9 protein-coding genes and 1 pseudogene are annotated in these 12573 nt (G+C 69.6%); 2 read left to right on the top strand and 8 right to left on the bottom strand.

Features of this window, described 5'->3' with window-relative positions; translation table 11 throughout:
* Positions 1-822 (top strand): MFS transporter (locus tag VIB55_RS22335; RefSeq protein WP_331878889.1); only part of this gene is annotated, 822 nt, incomplete at its 5' end.
* A complete protein-coding gene (locus VIB55_RS22330) occupies positions 819-2654 on the top strand; it encodes an ABC transporter ATP-binding protein (protein ID WP_331878888.1) in 1836 nt (611 codons plus the stop codon). The genes VIB55_RS22335 and VIB55_RS22330, both read left to right, overlap by 4 nt.
* A gap of 191 nt (positions 2655-2845) precedes the next feature.
* Here VIB55_RS22330 and VIB55_RS22325 read toward each other — a convergent pair whose 3' ends face one another.
* The 8 genes and pseudogenes from VIB55_RS22325 to VIB55_RS22290 form a co-directional block, all read right to left on the bottom strand.
* On the bottom strand, positions 2846-3295 hold the full coding sequence (locus VIB55_RS22325; RefSeq protein ID WP_331878887.1) for a biopolymer transporter ExbD: 450 nt from the start codon (positions 3293-3295) through the stop codon (positions 2846-2848).
* 86 nt (positions 3296-3381) lie between these two features.
* Positions 3382-3846 carry a biopolymer transporter ExbD gene (locus VIB55_RS22320; protein WP_331878886.1) on the bottom strand — a complete coding sequence of 155 codons (465 nt, stop codon included), beginning with the start codon at positions 3844-3846 and terminating at the stop codon, positions 3382-3384.
* 5 nt (positions 3847-3851) lie between these two features.
* Positions 3852-4547 carry a MotA/TolQ/ExbB proton channel family protein gene (locus tag VIB55_RS22315; protein WP_331021001.1) on the bottom strand — a complete coding sequence of 232 codons (696 nt, stop codon included), beginning with the start codon at positions 4545-4547 and terminating at the stop codon, positions 3852-3854.
* Positions 4548-4670: 123 nt separating this feature from the next.
* The gene (locus VIB55_RS22310; RefSeq protein WP_331878885.1) at positions 4671-5444 is read right to left on the bottom strand and encodes a TonB family protein; all 774 of its coding nucleotides are present in this window, start codon (positions 5442-5444) and stop codon (positions 4671-4673) included.
* Between the two features lie 694 nt (positions 5445-6138).
* Positions 6139-7071 (bottom strand): MBL fold metallo-hydrolase, encoded by a 933-nt coding sequence (locus VIB55_RS22305; RefSeq protein ID WP_331878884.1) that lies wholly within the window; start codon positions 7069-7071, stop codon positions 6139-6141.
* Between the two features lie 155 nt (positions 7072-7226).
* Positions 7227-8840 carry a SpoIID/LytB domain-containing protein gene (locus VIB55_RS22300; protein WP_331878883.1) on the bottom strand — a complete coding sequence of 538 codons (1614 nt, stop codon included), beginning with the start codon at positions 8838-8840 and terminating at the stop codon, positions 7227-7229.
* Positions 8841-9176: 336 nt separating this feature from the next.
* Positions 9177-12059, bottom strand: a complete 2883-nt coding sequence (gcvP, locus tag VIB55_RS22295) for an aminomethyl-transferring glycine dehydrogenase (protein ID WP_349263066.1) — start codon at positions 12057-12059, stop codon at positions 9177-9179.
* 278 nt (positions 12060-12337) lie between these two features.
* Positions 12338-12573 (bottom strand): annotated as a pseudogene (locus tag VIB55_RS22290) (hypothetical protein); the annotation flags it as partial.

The following is a 12573-nucleotide window of genomic DNA, read 5'->3' as shown; positions in this document are numbered from 1 at the left end:
CTGGTGCTGTCCGGGGTGACGGGGGTGATCCTGGTGCTGGGCACCTGGCTGCTGCCGCCCATGAACGCCCACCTGGCGCACCGCCGCGAAGGGAACGTGTTCCGCGACCTGGTGCAGGTGGCCCGCGACCCCGAGCACGTCAAGGCGTTCACGCTGACGACGGCCATCATGTTCTCGGCCTTTACGGTGGTGCCGTTCCTCAGCCCCTACCTGGTGGGCAACGTGGGAATGCCCGAGAACAAGCTGGACCTGATCTACTTCGCCGGCGGCCTGGCCACGCTGGTCACCGGCCCGGCGGTGTTCGGCCCGCTGGCCGACCGCTACGGCCACGCGCGCGTCTTCGCCTGGGTGGCCGTGGGAAGCATCGTGCCCATCGCGGTGGTCACCAATCTTCCCGTTTCGCCGCTGTGGGTGATCCTCACCGTCACCACGCTGATGATGATCATGGCGTCGGGGCGAATGATCAGCGCCACCGCGCTGGTGACGGGGGTGGTGCACCCCGCGCGGCGGGGAAGCTTCATGAGCCTCAACTCGTCGGTGCAGCAGGGTGCCGCCGGGCTGGCGGCCTCCGTGGGCGGGCTGATGATCACCGGCGGCGGCGGCAGCAACGCGCCCATCAGGGGCTACCCGGCCGTGGGCGCCTTGGCCATCGCGGCCACCCTCACCACCGTCGTGCTCGTGCGGCGGCTGCGGCCGGCGCAGGTGGAGCGCGCCGTGGCGCAGCTGGACCAGACCGGCGCGCCGGCCGTCGCCGCGCCCCTCGAGGCACCCCGCGGCCCCGTGGCCGCGGGCGACCGAACGACTCCGGGAATCCGAACGTGACCGATACCAAGACCAAGAAACAGAACGCCCTGCGCTCGGCCGCGGCCTGGCGCGAGGCGCGCGCCCTGATGTGGCAGCACCGCCGGTACCTGGGAATCGGGCTGGCGCTGATGGTCGTCAGCCGCCTGGCGGGGCTCGTGCCGGCCGCCAGCTCCAAGTACCTGATCGACGAGGTGGTGGGCAAGGGCCGCGGCAGCCTGCTGGTGCCGCTGGCCGGCGCGGTGCTGGCGGCCACGCTGGTGCAGGGCGTCACCTCGTTCGCCCTGTCGCAGGTGATCAGCGTCACCGCCCAGCACGCCATCACCGGCATGCGGCGCCGCGTGCAGCGCCACATCACGCGCCTGCCCATCCGCTACTTCGACAACACCCAGGTGGGCGTCCTGGTGTCGCGGGTGATGACCGACGCCGAGGGCATCCGCAACCTGGTAGGCACGGGCATCGTGCAGCTGGTGGGCGGGGTGTTCACGGCGGTGCTGGCGCTGGCCGCGCTGCTCTACCTGAACTGGCAGCTGACCGTGGCCATCATGGTGGTGCTGGCGGCGTTCTCGGCCGCCATGACCACCACCTTCAAGCGCCTCCGCCCCATCTTCCGGGAGCGCGGCGAGATCAACGCCCAGGTCACCGGCCGGCTCACGGAAACGCTGGGCGGAATCCGCGTGGTCAAGGCGTACGGCACCGAGCGGCGCGAGGACCGCGTCTTCACCCGGGGCGCGCACCGGCTGTTCCGCAACATCGCGCGGTCCATCACGGGTGTGTCGGCGGTGGGCTCGTTCGCCATCATCGTCATCGGGCTGGTGAGCGTGGCTCTGATCCTGTTGGGGGGACGGGCGCTCCTGGACGGGCAGATGACGCTGGGCGACCTGTTCGCGTACGTCTTCTTCACCGGGCTGCTGGCGGCGCCGGTGGTGCAGATCGCCTCCATCAGCACGCAGGTCAGCGAGGCCTTCGCGGGGCTGGACCGCATCCGCGAGGTGATGGAGATGAAGACCGAAGACCAGGAAGACGACGACCGCGGCGTGGTGGGCCACCTGCAGGGCCACGTGCGGCTGGAAGACGTGTGGTACGAGTACAACCCGGGCGAGCCGGTGCTCAAGGGCATCGACCTGGACGCGCCCCCGGGAACCACCACGGCGCTGGTGGGGAGCAGCGGCTCGGGCAAGAGCACGCTAGTGAGCCTGGTGATGGCCTTCAACCGGCCCACGCAGGGGCGCGTGCTGGTGGACGGGCGGAACCTGGCGCAGCTGCGGCTGGCGGAGTACCGCGCGCAGCTGGGCGTGGTGCTGCAGGAGAACTTTCTCTTCGACGGCACCGTGGCCGACAACATCCGCTTCGCCCGTCCCGACGCCACCCGCGCCGACGTCGAGGAGGTGGCCCGCATCGCCAACGCCGACGACTTCATCCGGGCGTTTCCCGACGGCTACGAAACCATCGTGGGCGAGCGGGGGATCAAGCTCAGCGGCGGCCAGCGCCAGCGCATCGCCATCGCGCGGGCGCTGCTGGCCGACCCGCGGATCCTGATCCTGGACGAAGCCACCTCGTCGCTCGACAGCGAGAGCGAGTACAAGATCCAGGAAGGGCTGCGGCGGCTTCGCGAGGGCCGCACCAGCTTCGTAATCGCGCACCGCCTGTCCACCATCCGCAGTGCCGACCAGATCCTGGTGCTGGAACACGGCGCCGTGGTGGAGCGCGGCAGCCACGCGCAGCTGATGGCGCTGGGCGGCCGCTACCGCGAGCTGCACGACCGGCAGTACGCGTTCGAGCACGACCGCTTCATCAACCCAGGCGAAGACTTCACCCCCGAGCCCGACTTCACCGCCGCCGTGGCGAAGTGACAACAACGTTTCACGCAGAGGTCGCAGAGAAAAGGGAGAGGACGCAGAGGGGCCGTAGCAGCCCTCTGCGTCCTCTCTTTTCCCTCTGCGTCCTCTGCGTGAAACTGCAGTAGAGATATGGGATAGTAACAGGACCGGCGGCCCTAGAGTGACGGGCCGCCGGTCCTGTTTTGCGGAAGAAGCGCGCTGGATTACTGCGCCGGCGTTACCGTGGCCGGGCCGGTCGTCGCGCGCGGCACCAGGCCCACGATGGCGATGTCGGCCGCGCGGCTGGCGTCTACGGCCCGGATCACGTCGCCGTACGAAAGCTCATCCGCGCCCTTGACGAAGATCACCTTGCGGGCACGCTGCGCAAACACGTCGCGCAGGAACGACTCCAGGTTCGCGGCCTCCACCGGCTGCCGGTTGACCTGGTACGCCGGACCCGGCAGAACTTCGAGCACGATCTGCTCGTCGTCGGGCGGCTTCTGCGAAATCTCTTCCTTTTCCTTCGGCGGCGGCACCTGAACGCTCAGGCCGCGCTGAAGGCCCTGCTGCACCACCATGAAGATGATCAGCAGCACCAGCAGCACGTCGATCATGGGCGTCATGTTGATCTCGCTCATCGAGCCGCCCTTGCTTCCGCCAACTCCCATTGCCATGGGACAAACCCCTCCGTCTCAGTTGTCGGCGCCCCATCGGGCGGCCTCGCGGGGCCGCCCGATGGGAACGATTTGGCGCTGCAAGGCTACTTGCGCGTAACCTTGGCGCCCTCGGGCAGTTCGGTGATGGTGCCGATGCGGCGCACCCCGGCGTTGCGGGCCGCGTCGATGGCGCTCAGGACCACCCCGTACTGCACGCCGTTGTCGGCCTTCAGGTACAGGATGTGGTCCTCCGGGCGCTTCTGGTACTCCGTGCGAAGGCGCCCCTCCAGCTCGGCCAGCGGGATCGGCCCCGGGTTGGGGACGTCCTCGATGTAGTACTTGCCCTTGTTGTCGATGCCCAGCGTGATGCGCTCTTCCTTTTCGGGCGCCGCCGTCTTGGCCTTGGGCAGCTTCGCCTCGTAGCCCAGGGCCGGGGTGACCACCATGAAGATGATCAGCAGCACCAGCATCACGTCGATCATCGGCGTCACGTTGATGTCCGAGGTCACCTCAGAGGTGATCCCCGCCACCCGTGGCAGCGGCGAGCCGCCGAAAGATCCACCCGCCATGGTGTTTAGTCTCCGTAGGAGGAGGCGCCGCCCGTGAGCTCACGGCGTGCCTGGCGCGTCATCATCCAGTCGATCATTTCGCGGCCGGCGTAGGCCAGCTCCGAGAACAGCGTGTCGAGCTTGGCCGTGAAGTAGTTGTACAGCCACACCGCGGGGATGGCCGCCACCAGGCCGATGGCCGTGGCGATCAGCGCCTCGGCGATACCGCCCGACACGGCCTCGAGGCCGCCGCCCTTTTCGGCCATGCCCATGAACGAGTTCACGATGCCCAGCGTGGTGCCCAGAAGGCCCACGAACGGGGCGGTGGAGCCGATGGTGGCCAGCACGCCCAGGCCGCTCTTCAGCTCGTTGGCCAGCAGGATCTGCTCACGCTCCACGGAGCGTTCGCACGACACGATGGCGGCGCCGGCGGCGCGGGGGTCGCCCAGCAGCGGGGCCACCTCGCGAAGCGACTCGCCCAGCACGCGGGCCACGTGGCTCTTGGGGTACTGGTCGGCCAGGGCCAGCGCCTCCGGGATGTTCTCGCTCTCCAGCGCCGCCGAGAAGGCCGGGGCGAACTGCTTGGTGGCGACCGCCATCTTGCGGAACTGCAGCCACTTCCAGATGGCCACCGTCAGCGACGCGATGCTCATCAGGATGAGGAAGATCACGATGCCACGGTTGACCATGCCCGTGTCGGCCCAAATCTTCGCAATATCCATTGTTCTACGTTCTCCTCAGCGCGCCTGCGCCTTCCAGGTTGGGTGATCCTTCCGTTCTCCCGGCGCGGCCCCCGTGGGCCGCGCCGCACCATTCGCTCGTCGTCGCCCTGCGTTGTCGCGCGCTCAGCGCGAGGTCTGCCACTGGATGGGCAGCTCCACCCACACCTTCACCGGCCGGTTGTTCACCTTGGCCGGGCGGAAGCGCAGCCGCTGTACCGACCGGATGCTCGCGTCGTTGAACCCCTCGTGCGTGGAGCTCGTCACCTGGATGCTGGGCACGTCGACCGTGCCGTTCTCCAGGACGCGGAAGCGTACCTGCACCGTGCCCACCACGCCTGCGTCGCGCAGCAGCGGCGGGTAGTTGCGCTCCAGCTGCCGGACCAGCTCCTGGCGGTTGCTGATGCTGGGCTGCTCCTCTACCGCCGACAGCTCGTACGTGCCCACGTCGGGCGGGGCCTGGCGCTCTACCGTGCTCTGCTGCACGCCGCCCTCGACGCCCTTTGCCACGCCGCCTTCCTGCCCGATCCCGGAAACGTCTGCCTCGCTCAGCGCCGTCTGGTTCGGCGGCGGCGGCGCGATGGTCGCGGGCGGCTCTTCCGGGGGCGTCAGGGTCTGGAAGCCCTTCACCACCGGGGGCGGAGCCTCGGGCTCCGGCTCGGGTGGCGGCGGCTCCGGCTCCTTGGGCTTCTCGGGTTCGGGCTCCTTCTTTTCTTCCTCGGCCAGGTCCATGAGGTCGACGATCTCCTCGCTTTCCTTTTCGTGGGTTGCCGCTCCCACGCCGGCAGCCAGCAGGCCGCCTACGATCACGACGTGCAGAATCGCCGAGATCGCCAGGTTCGCGGGCGACCAGAAGCCGGACTTCTTGCGGCCTTCCGATGCCACCAGCTTGTTGAACATTGCCCTCCTCCCCGTGGATCCTTGAGTGCGCCGCGCCGGCGGCATTTCCTTCCGTCCGATGATTCGAACGAACGATCACTCCTGTTTCTGACCGCCGGCTCGCGCACCTCGCGCACCCGGCCTCGCCACACAGCGAACGTCTGATCGAAACCGCACGTCCCGGGCCCGGACGCGGGTGCCGGCACCAAACGCTCGCGCCTGCGGGAGACCAGCCGCGCGAGCCCTTTCTGGCAGGGTACGCCGAACAAGGTGCAGAGTACCGTTTCGCCTGTCAAGCACCGGCACCGCCCCATTGTTTCTCCCGGTCCGCCGCGGGAACCCTCCCCGGGGCGCCAGGGCAACCGGTACACCCCCCCGCCAGCACCGGTTCCGCGCCGAAGTCCCGCCGCCCCCACGACTTAGCCGCTGCCGCCGAACGTCGCCCCACGCATGCCGATGCAGGATTCGTACGCCTGTGCCGCCGGCCCGCGCGCGGCGGCATGCTGGTCGCTTCGCAACGCGCCTGTTGCGCCGTGCCGTAAGATCCTCTGACGCAATGCTGCTGGCGGATGGTGCCTTGTGCATGGTGCCGGCCTGCCCGAACCCGCCCGCGCTTTCTGAGCGTCGCTCATCTCCCGAGCCGTCGCCTCACGCAGCCTGCCGCAGGCGCTCTCTTTTCCAGACTTTCAAATCGCGAGTATCAGTGGGCGAGTATTCAGTCCCGACGTGATGAGGAGCGCCGCGGATGCGCCTGCCGAAGCAGGCCGGCGGCCATCATCTCGTACGGGATCGACTCTGCGTAGCGGCGCACGAGGGCCGCGTCGCCGGTCGCCGCGAGGAGCTGGGCGTCACCGTCGGCGTGGAGTGCGGCGGCGAGCACGGAGCGGTCGGTGGTGTCCCCGGCCCGGCGGGTCCACTCGGAAAGCCGCGTGGCGAGGTCGTCCAGGTGCCACTCGGGATCCGCGACGGCGCCGAAGTGGGTGAGCAGCAGCATCTCCGGGCGCAGCGCCCGCAGCCGGCCGATGCTCTCCAGCCACCGGGGCGTGTCCAGGTCCGGCGGGGGCGTGGGCGGGCGCACGTGCGGCGCCCCGTCCAGCCGGATGCCGGCCACGTCGCCCGTAAAGACCAGACGCGCATCGGGGTCGTGGAACGCCAGGTGGTGGCTGGCGTGCCCCGGGGTGTGCAGCGCCACCAGCGAGCGCCCGCCCACGCGAATGGCCTCGCCGTCCGCGGGAACGTGAATGCGTCCGCGGGGCAGCGGGAGCATGGTGCCCCACATCTCGTCCATGCGGTCGCCGTACAGCCGGGCGGCGCTGGCCAGCAGGCGCGACGGGTCTTCCAGGTGCGGCGCGCCCAGGCCGTGGACGTAGATCCGCGCCTGGGGCGCGATCCGCGCGAGCTGGCCCGCGGCCGCGGCGTGGTCCAGGTGCACGTGGGTCAGGAGCAGGTGCGTGAGGCGCGCCGGATCGTGACCCGCGGCGCGGACGCCCGCGAGCAGCGCTTCCAGCGTGGACGCCGGCCCGGCCTCCACCAGCGCCAGGTCGCCTCCGTCCGCCACCAGGTACGACGCGATGAACCCCGGCCCGCCCCAGCCGTGGTCGATGCGGGTGATCCCCGCAGCCTCCTCATGGATCGCAGCTTCCGCCAATTCGCCGTCTCCTCGTGTCCAACGGCCCAGGTGTGTGCCTGGAGCAGAATCTAGGCGCCCATCGCGGGCCCGGCGACCCAGTCCTCGGCATGATGCGCAAAGGGCGCGGGGAGATCCCCCGCGCCCTTACGGTGTTCGTCCGTCGCTGCCCTGGTTCAGTACCAGGTGGCCAGGTCGATGCCCTGGTAGTAGTGCTTGAGGATCTCGTCGTACGTGGCGCCCTTTTCCGCCATCCCCACGGCGCCCGTCTGGCACAGGCCCACGCCGTGGCCCCAGCCGCCGCCGAACGCCTCGAAGCCGGCGACCTCGCCCGTCTTGCGGTCGATCACGGGCTCGATGATGAAGAGCGTGCTCAGCAGGCTGGTGGGCGTGCCGCTGGCGTTGATGTACTTGAGCGAGGTGCGGATGTGGTCCTTGGTGTCGTAGAACGTTCCCGCCTCGGTCACGTACTCGATGGTCTTCACGCGGCCGCTGTTGGAGCGCTCCAGCACGTTGATCGCCGTCACCCTGCCCACGTCCTGCCCGGCGTACAGCGAGACCACCTGCGAAATCTCCTCCGCCGTCCACTCGAAGCTCCAGCGGTGGTAGCGCGACCAGTCGGACTCGAAGTCGCCGTTCTTCTTGCCGCGCAGCGAGTTGGCGTTGGGGCTGCGGCGGATCTCGTCTAGCACGTGCTCGGAATTGCCGTGCTGGCGGTCGCGCACGCCGCGCAGGTACGCGATGGGCGCGGAGTTGTACACGTCCTCGTTGTTGGCCGTTACGCCGCCGCTGGTGGAGCTGAACAGGGCCGCGATCAGCTTGCCTTCGTGCGTGGCGACCACGGCGCGCGTCTCGTCCACCGCCTGCGTGCTCAGCGGGTGCTCGGCATTGTAGCCGCCGTACACCTGGTCGCTGGTGGTGGGCAGCAGGTCGTAGCCGTCGGCGGCGCGCTTGCCCAGGCCGCTGAGCGCGTAGGTGCGGGCCGCCACGGCCTGCGCCTTGAGCGCCTCGAGCTCCGGCCATACCGTGGGCGGCAGCTCGCGCGGCACCACGCCGTACAGGTAGTCCTCGATGTGCACCTCGTTGATGCCGGCCAGCGTTCCCGCGCTGTTGCGGCGCACCTCGGCCACGCCGCGGTAGCGCGCCGTGCCGATGGTGACCAGCCCGTCGGACGAGGTGAAGCCCACCGCCCCGTTGCTCAGCGCCGTCTGCGAGCCCGCGGTCACCTTGTACTGGGTGATGCCCGTGGTGGTGGTCACCAGCTTCCAGAACGCGTCGCTGGCGGCCAGCCCCTGCGCGATCACCTGGTTGCGGTAGGTGTTCCGGACGCCGAAGGCCGCGTTCGAGGCGAAGTCGCCCAGGTACAGGCGCGTGCAGGCCGGGATCACCTCCGTCATCGTGGCGTGCCCCAGCGCCTCTGCCTGCGCCTTCTTCGCGTTCACCGCGGCGGCGGTGCCGCACATCACCTGCAGGCGGTACCGCGTGACGCTTACGCTTCCCGCCTGCAGCGTGACCGTCGCCTGCACCCCGCCCACCCCCGACAGGAGCGTGGCGCCGTTGCCCTTGTCGGTAATCGTCCACCCGGCCGCGCTGCCCAGCGTCACCGTGGTGGCGGTGGGCACCACGCCGATGCGGATGTTGCCGTTGAAGGCCTGCGCCGAAACCTCGTTGAACGAGGGCGCGCCGGCGTCTGCCGAGGGGCCCGTCGGGTCGCGATCGGCGCAGGCACCCAGCACGAGGGTGAGCGCCGCGGCGGAAAGCATCCGCCAGTGGTTGGGAAGTCGGTTCACAGGGTGCCGTGGGGGTGCGGGTGGGCGCGCGGCGCGCGGGGGGCGCACCGAAAAGAAAAGGATCACGTACACACTTCGGCGGCCGTTTGTCAACCAGCGCGTGCGCGGGATGGCGGGAAACCATGCTCCGCCGAGCCGCGAATCTGCGAAACACCGTGAACGCGCGATCCGGGCATCCGACGGCACGGCGCGTGGGAAGCGCCCGTGCCGGCCTCTGGCGGACGCGGTAGACGGGTGAAATCACAGGAAACCGCGTGGGACACCCGGGATGCAAGAACCGCCGCCCCGGGATGCCCGGGGCGGCGGTTCTTCGTCAGGCCAGAAACGAGGGTCTCGTCAGACCTGGGCGTACATGTCTACCGGGGGGCAGCTGCACACCAGGTTGCGGTCGCCGGCGGCGTTGTTCACGCGCGCCACGGCCGGCCAGAACTTGCGGTCGCGCACCCAGGCCAGCGGGAACGCCGCGCGCTGCCGGCCGTAGCCGTGCGCCCACTCGTCGCCCGCGACGGCGGCCGCGGTATGCGGCGCGTGCTTCAGCGGGTTGTCGCGGCGGTCCAGGATGCCCAGCTCGATCTCGCGGATCTCCTCGCGAATGTTGATCATGGCCTCGCAGAACCGGTCGATCTCGGCCAGCGACTCGCTCTCCGTGGGCTCGATCATCATGGTCCCCGCCACGGGGAACGAGACGGTGGGCGCGTGGAAGCCGTAGTCCATCAGCCGCTTGGCCACGTCTTCCACCTCCACCCCCGACGGCCCCTTCAGCTGGCGCAGGTCGATGATGCACTCGTGCGCCACCGTGCCGTTGGCGCCCTGGTACAGCACCGGGTAGTGCTCTCGCAGCCGCCGGGCGACGTAGTTGGCGTTCAGGATGGCCACCCTGGTGGCGTGCGTCAGCCCCTCGGCGCCCATCAGCTTGATGTAGATGTACGAGATGGGCAGGATGCTGGGGCTGCCCCACGGCGCCGCCGAGATCGTGCGCGTCTCGCCCTGCCCCACCGGGATCACCGGGTGGCCGGGAAGGAAGGGCGCCAGGTGCTCCGCCACGCAGATGGGCCCCATCCCCGGGCCGCCGCCCCCGTGGGGGATGCAGAACGTCTTGTGCAGGTTCAGGTGGCACACGTCGGCGCCGAAGTCGCCCGGGCGGCAGAGGCCCACCTGCGCGTTCATGTTGGCGCCGTCCATGTACACCTGCCCGCCGTGCCCGTGCACGATGTCGCAGATTTCGCGGATGGCCTCTTCGAACACGCCGTGCGTGGACGGATAGGTGATCATCAGCGCGGCCAGGTCGTCGGCGTGCTCGTCGGCCTTCTTGCGCAGGTCCGCCACGTCGACGTTGCCGTTGGCGTCGGTGCCGACGACGACCACCTTCATCCCCGCCATCACCGCCGAGGCGGGGTTGGTGCCGTGCGCCGACTGCGGGATCAGGCAGATGTTGCGCTTGCCCTGCCCCTTGGCTTCCAGGTACTCGCGGATCACCAGCAGCCCCGCGAACTCGCCCTGCGAGCCGGCGTTGGGCTGCAGCGAGACGGAGTGGAAGCCGGTGATCTCGGCCAGATCGCTTTCCAGCTGGCGGAACATCTCCAGGTAGCCCTCGATCTGCTCGCGCGGGGCGAACGGATGAATGCGCCCCACCTCCGCCCAGGAGACGGGCATCATCTCCACGGTGGCGTTCAGCTTCATGGTGCACGAGCCCAGCGGGATCATGCTGTGCGTCAGCGACAGGTCGCGGCTTTCCAGCGAGCGGATGTACCGCAGCATCTCCGTTTCGGAGTGGTAGCGGTTGAACACCGGGTGGCCGAGGATGGCGCTGGACCGGAGGAACCCGTCCGCGATCCCCGACGACAGGCCGCCCAGCAGCTCGTCCACCGAGAACGGCAGGGCCGAGCCGCGGTTCAGCGCGATCAGCACCTCTTCCACGTCTTCCACGCCCGTCGTCTCGTCCACCGCCACGCAGATGGACGACTCGTCGTAGCCGCGCAGGTTGATGCCCCGGTCGCGCGCGGCGGCCAGGATGCCGCCCACCCGCGTGCCCACGTCGATGCGCACGGTGTCGAAGAACACGTCGTGGACGATGCGGTAGTTCAGCCGCTCGGCACCCGCCGCCAGCAGCTCGGCCAGGGTGTGCGTGCGCTCGGCGATGTCGCGCAGCCCCTGGGGGCCGTGGTAGACGGCGTACATCCCAGCCATCACCGCCAGCAGCACCTGCGCCGTGCAGATGTTGCTCGTGGCCTTTTCGCGGCGGATGTGCTGCTCACGCGTCTGCAGCGCCATGCGCAGCGCCGGGTTGCCGTCCGCGTCGGTGGACACGCCGATGATGCGGCCGGGGATCTGGCGCTTGTACTCGTCGCGGCAGGCGAAGTACGCCGCGTGCGGCCCGCCCATCCCCAGCGGCACGCCGAAGCGCTGCGTGGTCCCCACCGCCATGTCGGCCCCCCACTCCCCCGGCGGGGTGAGCAGGACGAGCGACAGCAGGTCCGCCGCGGCGACCACGATGATGTTCTCTTCGCGCGCGCGCTGCGTGAACGGGCGGTAGTCGATCACCTCGCCGTCCGTGGCCGGATACTGCAGGAGCACGCCGAACACGGGCTGGGTGAAGTCGAACGTCTCGTGGTCGCCCACGACGATGTCGAAGCCCCGGGCCCAGGCGCGCGTCTTCACCACCTCGATGGTCTGCGGATGGCAGAGCTGCGAGACGAAGAAGGTGTTGCGGTTCTCGGCCCCGGCGATGCCGTACGCCATGGCCATGGCCTCGGCCGCGGCGGTGCCCTCGTCCAGCAGCGAGGCGTTGGCGATGGGGAGCCCGGTGAGGTCCACCACCATCGTCTGGAAGTTGAGCAGCGCCTCCAGGCGGCCCTGCGCGATCTCGGCCTGATAGGGCGTGTACTGCGTGTACCAGCCCGGGTTTTCCAGGATGTTGCGCTGGATGACGGGCGGGGTGATGCAGTCGTGGTAGCCCATCCCCAGGTAGCTGCGGAACACGCGGTTGCGCGACATCAGCGCCTTGAACTCGCGCAGCATCTCGTACTCGCTGCGCTCCGGGCCCAAGGCCAGCGGCCGCTTCAGGCGGATGGAGGCGGGGACGGTGGCGTCCACCAGCTCGTCGAGCGAGCCGTAGCCCAGCGCCTGCAGCATCGTCGCGATCTCGTCGGCGCCGGGGCCCACGTGGCGGCGAACGAAGGTGTCCGTATGCGTAAGTGACGATCTATCCACGATATGCATCCGTATCGGTGTTTGCGGGAAAGCCGCGCCAATGTATCGCCTCCGTACCCCGAAGGCAAAGGGAGGAGCCGCTTCCCGGCGCGCGCCGTGGGTGCTGGTGCTGATGGTTGGGATCGAGGGCCGGATCGATCGGTGCGCTCCGAACGGGATTCGCGAATGCCTCGGCCGCCCTCTCCCCCGGCCCCTCTCCCGCGAGCGGGAGAGGGGAAAATTCGATCGCGCTGCGGCCCGGCTCGCCCGGCACGGCAGGCCGCGTGTCGCTTCTGTCGACGGCAGTCCTAGCGGCGCCTCCAAGGCCGCCGCCGCTGGGCCGCCAGGTTGGACGGGGGGCCCGCGGGGGCGTAGTGGGCGCCGAACTCCCGGACGAACTCCATCTCCTCGACCACGGAGGTGTAGGCGAGGCGGCTTTCCAGGATCAGCAGCAGGCTGGACCAGAACAGCAGCCCCGCGCCGCCCATCCCCAGCACCAGCGCCACCCACGCGTACGATTCACCTACGGCGGCCACCACCCCCA

This window comes from Longimicrobium sp., from assembly GCF_036554565.1.
In the GTDB taxonomy this organism is placed as follows: domain Bacteria; phylum Gemmatimonadota; class Gemmatimonadetes; order Longimicrobiales; family Longimicrobiaceae; genus Longimicrobium.
The sequence above is the reverse complement of the archived record's forward strand: the minus strand, read 5'-3'. Positions and strand labels throughout refer to the sequence as shown.